This is a genomic window from Brevibacillus sp. FW306-2-1A-C05A, from assembly GCF_058781555.1.
Genome location: NZ_JBYSWV010000001.1, coordinates 292,109 through 307,976 on the forward strand (window position 1 = coordinate 292,109; position 15,868 = coordinate 307,976).

17 protein-coding genes and 1 pseudogene are annotated in these 15,868 nt (G+C 57.8%); 4 read left to right on the top strand and 14 right to left on the bottom strand.

The window, feature by feature from the left end; translation table 11 throughout:
- Positions 1–24: 24 nt before the first annotated feature.
- Positions 25–1,623: an amidohydrolase gene (locus AC3WJN_RS01525; protein ID WP_007779109.1), complete on the bottom strand. Its 1,599-nt coding sequence runs from the start codon at positions 1,621–1,623 to the stop codon at positions 25–27.
- 235 nt (positions 1,624–1,858) lie between these two features.
- On the opposite strand from AC3WJN_RS01525, the gene AC3WJN_RS01530 reads away from it, so the two are divergent.
- Both AC3WJN_RS01530 and AC3WJN_RS01535 read left to right on the top strand, forming a co-directional pair.
- Positions 1,859–3,166, top strand: coding sequence for an MFS transporter (locus AC3WJN_RS01530; protein ID WP_005831067.1), 1,308 nt, complete (start codon positions 1,859–1,861; stop codon positions 3,164–3,166).
- A 169-nt stretch (positions 3,167–3,335) separates the two neighbouring features.
- Positions 3,336–3,782, top strand: a complete 447-nt coding sequence (locus AC3WJN_RS01535) for a NucA/NucB deoxyribonuclease domain-containing protein (protein ID WP_007779117.1) — start codon at positions 3,336–3,338, stop codon at positions 3,780–3,782.
- 84 nt (positions 3,783–3,866) lie between these two features.
- Here AC3WJN_RS01535 and AC3WJN_RS01540 read toward each other — a convergent pair whose 3' ends face one another.
- The 12 genes and pseudogenes from AC3WJN_RS01540 to AC3WJN_RS01595 all read right to left on the bottom strand — a co-directional run bounded on the left by AC3WJN_RS01540 (position 3,867) and on the right by AC3WJN_RS01595 (position 13,399).
- Entirely contained in the window at positions 3,867–5,603 is a 1,737-nt protein-coding gene (locus tag AC3WJN_RS01540) for an ABC transporter ATP-binding protein (protein WP_007779120.1), read from the bottom strand.
- A pseudogene (locus AC3WJN_RS01545) lies at positions 5,572–7,411 on the bottom strand (ABC transporter ATP-binding protein). The gene AC3WJN_RS01540 and the pseudogene AC3WJN_RS01545 overlap by 32 nt, the downstream one beginning before the upstream one ends.
- Before the next feature lie 59 nt (positions 7,412–7,470).
- Positions 7,471–7,623, bottom strand: a complete 153-nt coding sequence (locus tag AC3WJN_RS01550; protein ID WP_155808594.1) for a hypothetical protein — start codon at positions 7,621–7,623, stop codon at positions 7,471–7,473.
- A complete protein-coding gene (locus AC3WJN_RS01555; RefSeq protein WP_007779128.1) occupies positions 7,592–8,026 on the bottom strand; it encodes an energy-coupling factor ABC transporter ATP-binding protein in 435 nt (144 codons plus the stop codon). Before AC3WJN_RS01555 ends, AC3WJN_RS01550 begins: the two co-directional genes overlap by 32 nt.
- A 3-nt stretch (positions 8,027–8,029) precedes the next feature.
- A complete protein-coding gene (locus tag AC3WJN_RS01560; RefSeq protein ID WP_007779132.1) occupies positions 8,030–8,254 on the bottom strand; it encodes a hypothetical protein in 225 nt (74 codons plus the stop codon).
- 206 nt (positions 8,255–8,460) lie between these two features.
- The gene (locus tag AC3WJN_RS01565) at positions 8,461–8,928 is read right to left on the bottom strand and encodes a helix-turn-helix domain-containing protein (RefSeq protein WP_035316854.1); all 468 of its coding nucleotides are present in this window, start codon (positions 8,926–8,928) and stop codon (positions 8,461–8,463) included.
- A 104-nt stretch (positions 8,929–9,032) separates the two neighbouring features.
- Complete coding sequence (locus AC3WJN_RS01570) at positions 9,033–9,314, bottom strand: hypothetical protein (protein WP_005835932.1); 282 nt, start codon at positions 9,312–9,314, stop codon at positions 9,033–9,035.
- Positions 9,315–9,560: 246 nt separating this feature from the next.
- A complete protein-coding gene (locus AC3WJN_RS01575; protein WP_007779137.1) occupies positions 9,561–10,316 on the bottom strand; it encodes a C39 family peptidase in 756 nt (251 codons plus the stop codon).
- Between the two features lie 70 nt (positions 10,317–10,386).
- Positions 10,387–10,737: a YolD-like family protein gene (locus AC3WJN_RS01580; protein ID WP_005835928.1), complete on the bottom strand. Its 351-nt coding sequence runs from the start codon at positions 10,735–10,737 to the stop codon at positions 10,387–10,389.
- Positions 10,734–11,114 (bottom strand): YhjD family protein, encoded by a 381-nt coding sequence (locus AC3WJN_RS01585; RefSeq protein ID WP_005835926.1) that lies wholly within the window; start codon positions 11,112–11,114, stop codon positions 10,734–10,736. Before AC3WJN_RS01585 ends, AC3WJN_RS01580 begins: the two co-directional genes overlap by 4 nt.
- Positions 11,111–12,352: a DNA polymerase IV gene (locus AC3WJN_RS01590; protein WP_005835925.1), complete on the bottom strand. Its 1,242-nt coding sequence runs from the start codon at positions 12,350–12,352 to the stop codon at positions 11,111–11,113. The genes AC3WJN_RS01585 and AC3WJN_RS01590 overlap by 4 nt, the downstream gene beginning before the upstream one ends.
- Positions 12,353–12,529: 177 nt before the next feature.
- Positions 12,530–13,399 carry an AraC family transcriptional regulator gene (locus AC3WJN_RS01595; RefSeq protein WP_005835923.1) on the bottom strand — a complete coding sequence of 290 codons (870 nt, stop codon included), beginning with the start codon at positions 13,397–13,399 and terminating at the stop codon, positions 12,530–12,532.
- On the opposite strand from AC3WJN_RS01595, the gene AC3WJN_RS01600 reads away from it, so the two are divergent.
- Positions 13,349–13,717: a VOC family protein gene (locus AC3WJN_RS01600; protein ID WP_327953462.1), complete on the top strand. Its 369-nt coding sequence runs from the start codon at positions 13,349–13,351 to the stop codon at positions 13,715–13,717. The genes AC3WJN_RS01595 and AC3WJN_RS01600 overlap by 51 nt on opposite strands.
- Before the next feature lie 22 nt (positions 13,718–13,739).
- The gene (locus AC3WJN_RS01605; protein WP_007779148.1) at positions 13,740–14,225 is read left to right on the top strand and encodes a GNAT family N-acetyltransferase; all 486 of its coding nucleotides are present in this window, start codon (positions 13,740–13,742) and stop codon (positions 14,223–14,225) included.
- Positions 14,226–14,251: 26 nt separating this feature from the next.
- Here AC3WJN_RS01605 and AC3WJN_RS01610 read toward each other — a convergent pair whose 3' ends face one another.
- A complete protein-coding gene (locus tag AC3WJN_RS01610) occupies positions 14,252–15,787 on the bottom strand; it encodes a hypothetical protein (protein WP_035316862.1) in 1,536 nt (511 codons plus the stop codon).
- Positions 15,788–15,868: the final 81 nt, after the last annotated feature.

Here is a 15,868-nt window from a genome sequence, read left to right on the forward strand (position 1 = left end):
TTTGGATGGCGCGACCTGTTTTTCCTATTTGTTGTAGACGACCTTGCCGCCGATGACGGTCATCACGACCTTTGTGTCGAGCAGCTCATCCGGGTCGATGGCAAACAAATCGCGGGAGTAAACCGTCATGTCCGCGTATTTGCCGCGCGACAGCGTTCCTTTTACGTGGTCTTCGTTGGTGACTTGCGCTCCGCCCAGCGTAAACAGATGGAGCGCTTCCTCCATCGTCAGCTTTTCCTGCGGGAGATAGCCGTCGTGCATCTCGCCCGGAGCCTTGCGCGTCACGGCGGCATGGATGCCGAGCAGCGGGTTGATCGGCTCGACTGGCGTGTCGGAGCCTGCCGCGCATATAATCCCTTGTTTCATCATCGTTTTCCAGATGTACGAATGCTGGATGCGTTCCTCTCCCACCCGGTCGATGACCCACGGGAAGTCTCCGGCGAGAAAACGCGGCTGGATGTCGGCGATCCGGTTAGGATGGTTCAGCCGCGCCAGCAAGTCCGGGCGCAAAATCTGCGTGTGAATCAGCCGGTCGCGATAGGCTACAGCCGGGAACTGGTCGAGGCTGTCGAGTACCATTTCCAGCGCCTTGTCGCCAATCGTATGTACGGCAATCGGCATCCCCAGCTCGCGGGCTTGCCGCACCAGCTCGGTCAGCTCCTCCTGCTCGTGCACGGGATAGCCGCTCGTCGTCGGATCGTCCGCATACGGCGCGGACAAGTAAGCGGTTCTGCGGCCCAATGCCCCGTCCGCAAAAATTTTCACCGCGCCAATCTGCACGTGGCTATTGCCGGAGCCTGCCGTCATGTTCAAATCACGCAGTTCGTGCATGTGCGGGTAGTAGACCAGCAAATGGCTGCGCAGTCCAAGCCCCTCCCCGTTGACCAGCTCGTCGTACAGCCGGTACGTTTGCGCCAGCCCGTTCAGCTCGCGCAAGTCTTCGGTATGCGCCCCTGTCAGGCCGTGCTCCATCGCGTAGCGAATCGAGCTGCGCAAGCTGTTTTTCAGCGTCTCGTAGCCAGGCTTGGGGATGTGCTTCGTAATCAGGTTGGACGCCGTCTCCAAGAGCATGCCTGTCGGTTTTCCTGTGGCCGAATCGCGCACGATCACGCCCCCGGCCGGAACCTCGATGTCCGGGTGGTAGCCGCACAGCTCCAATGCCCGGGAATTGACCAGGTTCGCATGTCCACAAATGCGCGGCAAGAAAATCGGGCAATGCGGCGCTACTGCGTCCAGCTCCTCGATCGTCGGGATGCCGCCGCCGTCGACAAACAGGTTCTCATCCCAGCCAAAGCCTTGTACCCATTCGTTCGCGGCAGTTTGCTCCGCCTTTTGTCTGATGAGGGACAACATCTCGTCCTTGGAGCGCGCTGTCCGCAAATCTAGCTGCAAAAAGGTCAGTCCGAGCCAGCCGAGATGCAGGTGACTGTCAATCAGACCCGGCGTTGCCGTGCAGCCATGCAAGTCAATCACCTGCGCATCGCTTCGCCCGTATTGCAGCAGCATGTCCGCGTCGCTGCCCAGATCGTGGACCAGCCCGTCCCGCACGACAACAGCCTCCACAAACAAATGTCTCGAATCTCCCGTGTAGATGCGGCCGTTTTTGAAAATGGTCGTCGCCATGTTGGTTCCCCCTTGTGAATTGCGATCCTTCGCTATCCCCTCTCCTTATTTGTTTGCCAATCACCTTTTTCCTTCCTATTCTGAAAAAAACTTCGGCTTTCTGCTTCCTGGGCCGCCAATAGCTGAAAGCCTTTTCTAAATCAAGGAAAATCTGGTACTTGCTTTGCATCCTGTTGAAAGCTTGCCAGGTGGGGCACGTTATGTTCATGGCCCACTAACGAAGCGGGGTGATCGTATGCAGCAAAAAACGAAGAACCGCCTTTCTGCTCTTTTCCAGCCGCAGAACAACAGCTTTGCGAAATCGGCGGGCACCGCTTCTCCCGAGCAGCACAAGCCGGGGGAGCTGGACAGCCAGGCCCGGCTCCTGCTGCTGGTGAACGGACTGTTCATCGCCGCAGGCTCGCTCTCCGGCACGTTCGTGAACGTCTATTTATGGAAGGTAAAAAGCCAGTTTGCCCCTATCGCCTGGTTCACATTTGCTACCCATCTGGCTGGCGCCCTGACCTTTTGGATCGCGGGCGCCTACGTCAAACGGTTCAACAAAATGAACATCTTGCGGGCAGGGATGGCAGGCTCGGCGCTTTTTTACATGCTCGTGCTGCTGGCAGGTCCTTTGGCCGTCTCGTACGCTGTCCCGCTCGGGCTGGTGCAAGGGATGGCGGTCGGCTTTTTTTGGCTTGCCTTCAATGTCGTCTACTTCGAGATTACCGGACCGGACAACCGCGACCGTTTCAACGGCTGGGCAGGCTTGCTCGCTTCTGTCGGCGGCATGCTTGCTCCGTGGCTGTCGGGCTGGCTCATTTCCCGGCTGCCTGGCAGCAGTGGCTACCGCCTGATCTTCGCCCTCTCGCTCGCTTTGTTTGTCGTCGGCGGCATCATCAGCTTTTTTCTGAAAAAGCGCCAATCGGAAGGGTTGTACGCCTGGGGCTTCTCCTTTCGCTGTCTGCGCGAACAGCCGGAGTGGCGCTGGGCTGCCGCCGCACTGGCCGCGCAAGGGATGCGCGAGGGCGTGTTCGGCTTCATCATCGGGCTGTTCGTGTACATTGCCACCAAAAGCGAGATGACGCTCGGCAACTTCTGGCTGATTACATCGGCGGTCGGGCTGTGCAGCTACTATGCTGCGGCCAAATGGTACGCTCCGCGCTACCGCAAATGGGGCATGCTCATCGGAGCGATCGTGATGTCCGGCATCTTGCTCCTATTTTTCTGGCAGGTGAGCTATGTGACGCTGCTCGCTTTCGGAATCGCCGTCTCGATCGCCTACCCGCTGTTTTCGATGCCGATGATCTCGACTGTCTTTGACTTGATCGGCACCAATGAACAAAGTGCGCGCAACCGGGTCGAATACGTCGTCCTGCGCGAGTTCGCGCTCGATGTCGGCAGGCTGCTGGGAATCTCGCTGTTTTTGTTGGTTACCTCGTTCAGCGTCTCTGCGCTCACGCTGAACTGGCTCGTATTCGCCATCGGCACAGGACCGCTGATCGCCTGGCTGTGCATGACCAGACTGTTTTCTGCGGCAAACGCAAAGCAGAGCCGCGCGTAGCCCCGGCTCCTGGCAAAAAGCACGGGGCTGTTGATTCGCAAAGTTTTTACTTAGCACGCTGACCAGCCATTGGTATAATGAACCAAAGGGCAGTCGATCTCCACGGTTATCGCCCGTGAGATCAACTGCCCTTTTTGGCGCGTACATAAATGGATGAAGGAGAGAAACCGTGAAAGTCAAACGCATTTTATTCATCCTCGCGTTTTTGCTCGGCCTCGGCTACTTCGGCCTGTTTGCCGAGCAGCAGGGCGTCCCGACCGACAGCGCTGCGACGCAGGCGGATGTCATTTTGCATTTTCCCCGCGAACGGTATCCCGAGACGGCGCAGCACATTCGCTCCGCCATCGAAAAAGGCCAGCCTGCCGTCTGTACCATCGACCGCAAAGCGGCGGACAAGCATCGCGAGGAATCGCTTTCCGGCATTCCGACGAAGCGCGGCTACGATCGGGACGAGTGGCCGATGGCGATGTGCAAGGAAGGCGGCAAGGGCGCCGATATCGCTTACGTCTCCCCTTCCGACAACCGCGGAGCAGGCTCGTGGATTGCCAACCAGCTTGAGGATTACCCGGACGGCACCCGCGTGCAGATTGTCATTGACGATCAGCCCGCGCATTAGAAAACGCGGCTGCGCCTCGCTTTTTGGCGCCCGAGAAAAACCCGCCTGGACGACGTGTGCCAGGCGGGTTTTGTCTTTTCCTGTTCAGGAAGAAATGCGCCAGCCGCTCGACTCCTGCTGCAGCCGCCACAGCCTGGCATACAGACCTTGCCGCTCAACCAGCTCGTCGTGCGTCCCCGCTTCGACGACGCGGCCTTTGTCCAGCACGTAGATGTTGTCGGCGTGACGAATCGTTTTCAGCCGATGCGCAATCGCAATCACGGTTCGGCCCTCAATCAGCGTATCAATCGCTTTTTGAATCTGCGCTTCGTTTTCCGGATCGAGCGAGGCAGTCGCCTCATCCAGCAGGACGATTGGCGCATTTTTCAGAATCGCCCGCGCGATGGAAATTCGCTGCTTTTCCCCGCCGGACAGCGTGCTGCCGCCCTCGCCTACCATCGTCTCGTAGCCGTTCGGAAGCTGCATGATGAAGTCGTGGCAGCACGCTTGCCTGGCCGCCGCTTCGATCTCCTCCTGCGTCGCGTCCCTTTTTCCGAAGCGAATGTTGTTGGCAATCGTGTCCTGGAACAAATAGACGTCCTGAAACACCATGGATATGCGGGACAGGAGCGCCTCCGGGTCCATGCTCGCCAGCGGCTTTTGCCCCAGCAGCACCTGGCCCTCAGTCGGGTCGTAAAAGCGGGCGATCAGGCGCAGCACCGTGCTTTTTCCGCTGCCGGACGGCCCGACCAAAGCTGTAAACGAGCCGGTTGGCATGCGCATGCTGACGTTGTTCAGCGCCATGTTTTCGTTGTACCCGAACGAGACACGTTCGAGCGTCACGTCGTTTTCCTCCGGCGGCTGCAGCTCGCCTGGCATGATCGGCTCCGCCAGCAGTTGCACAATCCGCTCCCCGGCCTGCTCGTGGTAACGAAATTCGGCATAGTTGACAAGCGCGGTAGTCAACGGGTCGAAAATGCGCGTGCCGACCAGAAGGAACAGGACGAATGTAATCAGGTCGAGGCTGCCTCCCACCAGCAAGTACACTCCTGTCATGACCATGAGCGTGAATCCGGCCCGGATGAAGGCGATAGCACAGAGCACAATCGGGCCGAGCAAGCCTTCGATGCGAATGCTTTGCCGCATGAACTCGCGAAACGACCGCTCCAGCCGCACGAAGCGCTCACCCGTCAAGTTGTACGCCTTGATGACACGGATGCCGTTCAAATATTCCTGCAAGCGGTTGGCTGCGTCGATTTTGGCCCGCATATGCTGGGCGCCCAGCTTGCGCTGCAGCCCGGACGTCGCGAGCACGAGCAGGATCGCGACTGGAAAGGCAGCAAACAAGGCCAGCGCCATGCGCCAGTCGATAAAGGACAGCCCGGTAATGGCGATGACAGGCATGAGCAGCGCCCCGATCATTTGCGGCACGAGGTGGGAAATCCCGTGCTCGACCATCGTGAAATCGCCCATCATCATGTTCGCCAAATCGCCCGGGTCGCGTTTGTTCAAATAGCCGAGCGACAGCTTGCGCAAATGCTCGGCGAGCCTGGCCCGCCCTTCTGCCGCCACGCTGTAGGCACCGCGAAACTGCGTGCGGTAAGCGGGCATCTCCGCCGCAAACAAAAGCAATAGCGAGACGACGAGCCAAACGCATACCCACCAGAGCCTCGTCGTGTCAAGCGGCGCGTCCGGATGGACAAACGGCTCGAAAACCAGGCGCGCCGCCTCGACCAGCAAGGCAAACGGCACAATGCTTGCGAGGTTGGCCAGCGTCGTATAGATAACCGGCTTTAGCAGCGCCCGCGGTTTACCGGCTGTAATATTGCTGAGCATGCTCATCGGTATCCACCCTCCCTCTCTGTTTCCCGATCTGCCAGTTCTGGGCATCTGTGTACGCCGCCCACATCCGCGCGTACAAGCCGTTTGCCTGAAGCAGCGCTTCGTGCCGTCCTTGCTCGACGACCTTGCCTTTTTGCATGACCAAAATCTGGTCGGCCTCGCGGATCGTCGACAGACGGTGCGCAATGACGATGACGGTTTTGCCTTTTTACCAGCTCGGCCAGCGCCAACTGCATTTCGTACTCGTTTTCCGGGTCGGCAAAAGCGGTCGCTTCATCGAGCACGAGAATCGGAGCGTTTTTCAAAATCGCCCGGGCTACCGCCACGCGCTGCTCCTCTCCTCCCGACAAATAGACGCCGTCTTCCCCGATCAGCGTGTCGTAGCCTTGCGGGAGCTTTTGAATAAACGCGTGGCACTGCGCGGCCTTGGCTGCGGTATAGACCGCCTCGGGCGCCGCGTCCGGCATCCCGACCGCGATGTTGTTGTACACCGTGTCGTAAAACAAAAACGTCTCCTGGAACACAAACGCGACGGTATTCATCAAATCAGAGCTGGACATTTCCCGAGTGTCTACGCCGCCGATGCGGATTGCCCCTTCCTGCACATCCCAAAAGCGCGGGATGAGGTTCGCCACCGTAGACTTGCCTGCCCCGGACGGACCGACGAGCGCCGTCACCTGCCCGTGGCGAGCGAGAAAGGACACGCGGGAAAGAGCTTCTTTGCCTGCCTCGCCCTCCGTGGAGTAAGCAAACGAGACGTCGTCAAACTGCACATCAAAATGCTCGGGCTGCCTGGAAGCAAGCGGCTCGGCGACAGGCGGCTCGGCGAAAATCCGATCCATCCGCTCCACCCCTTCGCCAATGTCGCGCAAAGTCGAGGTCAAAAACATGATCTTGAACATCGGCGCGGAAATGCCGGGCGCCATGACGAGGAAAAAGAGCAGGACAGACGCAAAAGCGACGTTTTGCGGGTCGCGGCTCAACAAAAACACGCCCACAGGCAAAATGAAGGCGGCGAACGAGCCCAAAATCACCTTGAACGTCAAATAGCCGTTTTGAAAAGCGTTCGTATGCTTGACACAGTAGTCTCGATACGCAATCATGTCCGCGTAAAAACGCCGAAAAGAGTGAACGGTTTGCCCGAACACTTTAATCGCCGGCATGCCACGCACGTACTGGACGGCCGATCCGTTCATCCGCTCCAGCGAGTCGTAGTACTTCCTGACATTTTCTTTTGTTCTCGTACTGGCAAACGACAGGACCTGCACCAGCAGCGCGAGGACGATTGGCACTACGCAGGCGAGCGCCAGCCACACATTCAGGTACAACATGACGCCGATCATCACAACCGTCGTCACGATCACCTGCACCAGATCGGGCAATTGGTGCGCGACAAACGTCTCTACTTTTTCCACGTTTTGCTCCAGCGTCTTTTTCACGGCCCCCGTCGACGTTCCGTTCAGCCAGCCCAGCGGCAGTCGGCCAATATGCGAAGCCAGCTTGACGCGCAAGCCGTACAAAATGCGAAAAGCAGCGATATGCGAAACCATCCCGCCTGCGTACATCAGAATGAGACTGCCGACCAGTCCGGCCAGCGCGCTCACTCCCCAGCGGACCATGTACGCCCCGTCGGCATTCGCCGGAGCCGAGGCATGGAGCAATAGCTCCTGCAAAATAAAATAGACGGATGCGTAAGGAATCAGCATGCAGATCGCGCTCAAGGACGACAAAATCCCCGAGACAACCAGCAGGCTGCGTTTTTCGTCTGCGATTTCCAACAGACGAAGCACTCCTTTTTTCTCGCTCATCCTACTCCACTCCTTTCCAGCGAAGTTATGCGGCCTGCTTTTTTGGCAAGCAAGCAGGCCTATGCAAACATTTTGAGAAACGAGATGTCCCCGAGCAAACCGGATGCGGCAAGCCCGACAACCAGCAGCCCGGACAACAGCCAGTGCAGCAGGATAAACTGCCAGTCTGCCCGGTGAAATTCACTTTTCTGCTTTTTGCCGCTGGTCGGCAAGCCCGACTTCGCGCAAGGCCCGCGTGATGCGCTGCTCCATCTCTGCCCGCTCCAGGCACAGGTTTTCCAGACCGAACGCCACCTCGTCCTCCACCGTAAACGCAACCAGTTGGGCTTCCGGGTCCTGAAACACCATCCCGACGTGCATCGCCAGCTCGCCTACTGTCGCCTCCCGCGTGTTTCGCCCGGCGACCCGGACCTCGCCGTCATAGCTGCCTTGGAGCGCGTGGGGAATCAAGCCGTTCAGCGCGAGAACCAGCGTGCTTTTGCCCGCGCCCGATGCTCCTATGACGAGCAGCAGCTCGCCTGTTTGCACGTGAAAAGTCACGTTGCGGATGACAAGCTGCTCCGCGTCGTCGTAGCCAAAGCAGACATTCCGCGCTTCCAGTACGCCGCTTACCATCGGCTACCGTCCTGTCCGGTTCGCCAGGTTCACGCGATAGTCCGCGAGCAAGCCTGCCTGCAAAAGCGCGTGGCACAACGCCCGGGAGAGCCATGCCGCCAGCATGTAAACGTAATTCACGCCAATGATGACGATGGCAAAGACGACACCGAGCAGTCCTGCCATCAGCAGGTCCTTTCTCCTCCAATATCGCTGGACGCGTCCCGCCTTCTCCAAGCCTGTTTTCATTGGGTTCCCCTCTCTAGCGCTTGCTGCTTTCTGTTTTCCCTCTTCATCATAAGGGGAAGGCCCTGGCCTTTACCGCCATTTCACGGAGAGACGCTGCCCCTGGACGGAGAAATTGCCCATTTCTCACGGTCATGCGCTGACGGTGAGTTGCGCGCAACGCAAGCAGTCGGCCCTGTTTTTCGGGGCAAAACGCCGCGCCCCATTCACTAGAACACTGGGCTGCGAGCTTTTCGTCCCCAAATGGCAAAGGACACAAGTCTCGCTTTCTCCCTTTGTTCGCAGCCTCGCGATGTCGCCCTTATACTGCTCAGAATCTTCTCCCTTCTTGTCTGTACAAAAAAGACGCCCTGCAACATGCAACAGAGCGCCTTTCTCGCTGGTTTATCGTTTCTCGACCCGTTTGCCGTACAGCTCGGGTTGATGCCGTACGTTTTGCGAAAAATCGAGGCAAAATGGCTGAAATTGCTGTAGCCCACGAGCAACGCCGCCTCGCTGACGCTGATCCGCTCTCTTTCCAGGAGCAGCTTGGCCTTTTCCAGCCGACTCCGTAAACTGTGAAAATTCGGCTTGAATACGCATCTGTCCCATCCTCTTTTTAGTCCGGCATGTATGGTAAGCGAACAACCGTCGCTGGCTTGCACATTTTCTTCCATTATATTGATTTTGATTCTCATTATCAATGAAATTCGCTTCTTTGCCACTAATCGGCATGCACAAAAAAACCTTTGCCGCCCAGAAATTCACCGGGCAGAAAAGGTTTCGTCCGTTCGCTTTACAATTACGCAGTCGTTGTTTTTTCTTTTGGCTTGGTCACGATGTGGTGACCGAGCGGCAAACCGCGCTGTTCCAGCTCATCCGCTGTCACAATGTGGAGCGTTTCGCTCTTACAGGGCATGGGCATCAATCCGCCCAAAGGGCTCATTACCCGTCCGATCGTGTCCGTCTCGATAAGCACGTACAAGCCTTTTTCCTCCAACTGCTGAATAAAATCCCCCCAACGTTTGGAAGTAATTTGATCGGCATGCTTGGTGAACATGACACCCATTTCTTGTGCTAGCATGTAAAATCTCCTTTGTCCTATCCATCAGATATCTGCTTCAAAAAAGATATCCTAACAATACAGGGAAACAGTCCGTTCTGGCAAAAAGCGTTTCGGCCAAAAAAAGACGAAAAACGGTTGTTTTTGACCGCTTTTCGTTTCAGGAATCCCGCATCTTCTTCACACACACCGTTTCAGCGCGGCACGCTGTTTTTTGCGGCTTGCCTTTTTGCCAAGAGCCCTTTTTGCCAAGAGCCCTTTTTTGCTTCATTGATAGCTGATCGCCTGTTTGCCCAGCGCTGTCCAGCTCGATTCCAAAGCCTTGTGCGCGACCTTCTGCTGCTTTGCTCCCGTAAGCGGATCGTTGACGTACGCGTAAGTCTCGTCATAGCCCACCAGCAAGACAGCGTGCTCGTCAAAAGGAGCTACCACTTTTTTCCCGTCCTTGTACCAGCTCTCCCACTCGGTAGGCAGTTGAAAATCTCCGGTCGCCCAGATCACGACCGGACGCCCCGCTGCCACCTGGTCCAAAAGCGCCTGGTAGGATGCCCCGGTCAAATTGACCGTCCGCTCGCCCATGTAGCGGCGCAGCAGCTTTTCCAGCGGCTTGTTGTAAACGGCGAAGCCTTTGCGCACCCCTGTCATGTCGCCGACAAACCCGATGTTCGGATCTCCCCATTCCTTGATGTCCCCTTGTTCCTTCACCAACGGCTCAGGATCTTTGGGCACTTGCTCGGCCAGCACCCGTTTGTCGACGTTTTGTCCGGCATGCCGCAGCAGCATCGCCAGGCTCGTTACTTCACAGCCGTTGTGCAGCTCCGGCTTCTGGCTAATAATCGGGACATCCAGCATCATTTTGGCTGGTCGCGGTGCTTGCTGCGGCGACAGGTCGAACAGCTTCTCCTGCTGCACACGCGCGGGCGCGACAGGGTCACGTGCCGGGTCCGCCTGTTCCTGCGGAAGTGTGCAGCCCGCCAGCATGGCAAACGCGGCTGCCCATGTAATGTTCCTTGCCCAACTCAACGTTCACGCCACTCCTTTGTCTTTTACCCACAGGGTGCCCGGCCAGACAGTCGCGCATGAATGGTTAGTTTTAGAAAGGCGCTGCCAGCTCCGCATGCAGCAAGCGGGCAAACGAAAGCCAGTGCATCTCGGAGCCGGCCCGCAGCTTCAATCGCCGCGCTGCCTGATCGATGTGCACGACCTGTGCCGACAAGCGGCGCGGCGCCTGCCCGTCATAGTACGTCAACGTCAAAACGCTCTTTGTCTGGAACGCCTGCCACACCAGCTCGCTTAGCGCCCCCAGTTGCTCCTGGTCCAGCTCGGGCGGCACGTAGCGGCGCTCCTCTTCCTTCATGCGCACGTACATTTCCCGATGCTCCGGCAACACAAACCGGCTCGAGACGAACAAATTTTCCTTTTTGGATACGCGTGTCTCTCTCATGCTCGCTTCTCTCCTTGGTGATGATCTCGTACCCATGCGCCGACAAGCTCCTGGCACTCGGCGCGCAGCACCTCAATGATATAGCTCGCTTCCCGCAAGTACCCGCGCTGCCGGTAATGAACCACGTACGCATAGTCCTCGCGGCGGGCGCTGACAATCGTGCATCCGAGTTGCCGCAAATGACGGCGCAATTGCTGATGCTTACGCTCTGCCCAGCGGGAGAGCTCCTGGAACACGTCCTGATAAGACAGCTTCAGCGGTACAACTCCCATCTGCCCCGCATCCGCCATCACCGCGTGAAACAGGATGCCAAACAAAATATATTGACGCACCAGCTCTTGCTCCCTCGCTTCTCCTGACGGCATCGGCTCTGTCACTTGTAATGCCCTCCGATCTTGCGGGCACGCTCCTTGGCCTGCCCCGCCTCCAAGGCTGAGGCCGCTCGCAAAATCGCATCCTGGCCAAAGCGCGCCCGAATGTCGTCCATCGCCTGGGCAAGCGAGCGGCGCTTGTGCGTGTCTGTAAACAAATTCAGTTGCACGATATTATCAGGCACGAGCTGCCCTAGCGTGACGCCAATGCTGCGCACAGGCCCCCCTGTCCAGTGCCGCTCAAACAGGCGACAAGCCGCTTCGTACAGCGCCATGGCGTCATTCGTCGCTTCCGCAAGCTTCATCTGGCGGCCAAAACCTTCGCCAGCCGCCAGATTCGCGCCGCGACAGCCGATGGAGAGCACCGAGCCCATCCGTTCTTTTTGCCGCGCCCGTCGGCACACTTCCTCGCACAATTCCAACAGCACGACCTTGATTTCTTTTGCCGTATGGTAATCGCGCGGCAACGTCATATGGTGGCCGATCCCTTTTTGTGTCCCGTATTCGTTCAACGAAACCGGCGAGTCGTCCAGGCCGTGCGCTGTGCGCCACAGCACCTCGCCATTCACGCCCCAGTGGCGGATGAGCACGGCGGGGCTGAGCGCAGCGAGCTGGCCGATCTGATAGACGCCCATCCGGTGAAAATGGCGCTTCATGCGCGAGCCTACCCCGAACAGTTTTTCGATGGGCAGCCGCCACAGCGTGTCGGCCAGCTCTGCCCGCTTGAGCCAAAATATCCCGCTTTCCTGCTTTTTGGCGAAGTTGTCACAGGCCATTTTCGCGAGGACCTTATTCTCTCCAATTCCGACCCGGCAGTTGACTCCCGTCTCCAGCCAGACGCGCTGCCGAATCTGGGCAGCCAGCTCCAGCGGATCGCCAAACAAGTGGACGCTGCCTGTCACATCGAGAAACTGCTCGTCGACCGAGTACGGCTCCACCTGATCGGTAAACGACTGGAAGATGCGCGTGATCTGCATCGACACCTGAAGGTAGTGCTCCATGCGCGGGCGCACTACCACGAGCTGTCGACATTTTTGTTGCGCTTGCCACAGCGCTTCTGCCGTTATCACTCCGTATGATTTCGCAATCGGACACGCGGCCAGCACCACTCCACTGCGCCGCTGCGGATCGCCGGCGACCACGATCGGCTGATTGCGCAGCGCCGGATTCGCCGCTTTTTCAATGCTGGCATAAAAGCTTTGCATATCGATCAAAAAAACAATCCGTTTGCCCGCATTAGGCATCACCATCATCCCCTGAACAAGAACTTGTGTTCCTATATGAACTTTGTTCTCATTATAGCAAACGTATGTTCGTTTTTATACCTGTCCCTCCGAAAAAAAACATGGTAATTATTTCTGCAAAGACAAGCACACGCTGGCAGGTGTTTGGCCGAGCGTGTGCGAATCCCATATGATATGTTATTTTTTGACAACCGGAATCCAGATTTCACTGCGAAACGTCGGCGATGTCGTGTCTTTGTCAGCATTCCACAGCATCTCCGGCCCTTCGGCCAGCTCGTAGCCGGAAGACAAAAACCACTCGGAGTAGATGCGCCCCCAGACGTCCTGCAGCGTATCCGGAAAAGGCCCTACGGCTTCGAAGACGGCCCACGTAGAGGCCGGGACTTCCAGCTTCGCCAGGCTCTCCGGGCAGTCCAGCGTAGTCGCCACTCCGATGTAATGGTCCAGCTCGCCGTTGTCCAGGCGGCCGTCGGAAAAGTTCGTGGATGCGCTCAACATCCCGAGCGGCTCTACATTGGAAAGCGACTTGAGCAGGCGGATCTTCTCGGCGTCGAGTGACGCCCACATGGCGGCAATCTCGGGATTCACCCCGTTGTAGATCAGCGGAACCCTTTTCTTCAAGCCGACGATGCGAAATGCCTCTTTTTCTTCCATGCGGTAATTCATGGCACTGCCTCCTTTGATGGATAGATAAAAGGTCATTCGCGGATAGGCTTTCAAGGACTGCCCGCTGGCTCTCGCTTCGCTGGGCGTCACCCCGTGCATCTGGGCAAAGGCGCGAGCGAACGAGTCAGGCGAGTTGTACCCGTACTTGACGGCGATGTCGATCACCTTCAGCTTGCTGTCTTTCAGGTCGAAAGCCGCGAGTGTAATGCGCCTGCGCCGGATGTACTCCGAGAGCGGAATGCCCGCCAAGGACGAGAACATTCTTTTGAAGTGGTATTCCGAGCAGCACGCCACCCGGGCGACTTCCTTGAAGTCGATCTCGCCAGCGAGATGTTCCTCGATGTAGTCCAAAGCTTCATTCAGCTTTTGCAGCAAATCCATGAAAACGACCTCCCTCACCACCACAGAATAGCAGACGCCAAACGAAGCCATCCGACATTTCGTGCCCGATTATGCAGGCTCGCTTCGGCTGGCATTCCTAACAAGCATACCATACCGCACCGAAAGGGATTGTTGCCCATGACCGCTTCTCCCTTGCACGCCGAAATCGGAGGCATTTTCGTCGCTGTCCGCGACATCGACGCCGCTTATCGCTTTCTGGAGGAGCTTGGCGTGGAGCTGACCAGCCCCATCCAGCACGGGCACTGGTTCACCTTCAAAGATCCCGACGGAAATGCGTTGATGGCAGCCAAATGTTAGCAAAAAAGAAGAGGTGACCCGCATGACCGTCCGCCTGCGACTGACTGTACCGACAGACCTCCCGTTCGTCTGCGACGTGGAGCAAGCGCCAGAAAATGCCCCGTTCATCCTTCCGTGGCCGGAAGAGCGCCACCGCGAGGCTTTGGATGATCCCGACATCTTGCACATGATCGCCGAGAAAACAGAAACAGGCCACCCCGTCGGCTACGTCATCATCGCCGGGCTGGCCAGTCCGCACCATTCGATTGAGCTCTTGCGCATTACGATGGCAGTAAAAAGGCACGGCTACGGCCGTCGTGTCCTGCGCCAGATTAAAGAGTGGGCTTTTCGCGAACAAAAAGCCCATCGGCTGTGGCTGGACGTCAAGGAAACAAACGGCGTAGCCCGCGCGCTCTACCTGTCCGAAGGCTTCCGCGAAGAAGGAATCTTGCGCGACTGCCTGAAAACAGGGGACACTTACGAATCGCTGGTTGTTTTATCCATGCTGGCCGACGAGTACGAAGCCTAGCGTCAGGTCTGGCCAGCCGTCACAAGCTAGAAAGCCAGCGTCCGATCCGTCATCACGTACAGCCATTTGCCGTCCGCGCTCGCTCCCAGGAGGGAAAGCCCCGCAGGAAGGCCCGACACGAGCACAGACTGCTGCTTCGTATCGGCGTCAAACAAGTACAGCGACTGCTTCAAGTCGGTTTCCTGCGCGGCTTTTTCCCATTCGGTAAACAAATAGCGGTGCGTGCCAGGCAGCCACAGGCCCTGGCCGCGCATGTCCATCAACTGCACGTTGCCCTTGAACAGCCCTGCATTCCAGTACATTTGGTACTCCCCGTCTGTCGACTGGACATACCCGGACCAGAAATCAGCCGGAACCGGGGGATGCCAGTCGATGACCTTGCCGCTCTTCCAGTCGTAGCGCTGGCGAATCTCCACAAAGCCCGCTTCTTCGCTTCTCATGGCAAACGTGGCGTAGCGGCCGTCGTCATGGAAGGAGACAGGCAGCACTTCCCCGTTGAACTCGCTCGTCGGAATCCAGCCTTTGATCGCCCCGGCAATCCGCTTCTCTGTTCCTTTTCCCAAGTCGTACACGACCAGATCCAGGTCTTTTTTCTGGTCCGCTCGCCCCACCGCCATCAGCAACTGCTTCTGATCGTGGCTAAAGCTGGCTCCGTGCACATACCCTTGCACCTGGACACGGGTGACGCTGTCGCTGTTCGGAACGGTTGTTCCTTGCTCCGGCTGGGCGTAAAAGAACCCGCGCCGATCGGCAAAAAATACGCCCTCTCCGCGGTAGTTGTCTGTCAGCTCGACCGGATACGGAGTCCGCTGCTTTGTTTTCGTATCGTAAATCGAGTAGAGCATCGGATAGCGGGCGTCGCACTCGCAATACTTCGTAAAGCGGCTCTGCAGCACGTACCGTTGCTCGCGGTCGAGCAGCTCCATATTGGTCATGACGGAAAAGTCAGTCAGCTTTTCGCGCACTTTGCCGTCTACGGAAACGCGCCAAATTTGCGCAGGCGGCAGCACGACGGCGTGAAAGGCGTTGGAATCGCCGACGACCGCGCCTTTTGCCGACTTGGCTCCGGCCGCGCTAAGCACGTATTCCGTCCAGTCCCGCTCCTTTGTCTCCTGTTCCGGAAGCGTCACCAGAACTTGCAGTTGGCGGTTGCTCGCCCAATGAAAAGCGAACGCTGGCTCGATGAAGCCGAGGCCCTCTCTCGCCGCTTCTTCCTTCGCATGCTTGCGAATCGCCGCCTCTACGCTTCCCCGGTCCATCTCCTCGCGGAAAAACAGCGTGTACGCTTGCGGAGCAGCGCCGACGACTGTACGCAGTGGCGACTGCAGGCGCGGCTCCTCGTTCAGTTGAATGACCACGTCTTCTTTCATGGCCGCATAGTCAAAAGGCCGCTCCGGCTGCTTCCAGTCACTCGCTGCCTTCGTCGACGCGCTCGCTGGTGCAATCTGACCGGACGCAGCGCGCACGGCCTGCCCTGCGCCTGTTTGTTTTTCTCCCGAAGCGGCTGCGGCGGTGCTGCAGCCTGACATGACAAGCAAAGAGAAGCCCAACGCGATGCTCATTCCTCGAAGATTTCGCAAAAACACAAAACTCGCCTCTCTCCCCAGTAATTTTTTCCATCCTCATAGAAGAAAGACGTTTTT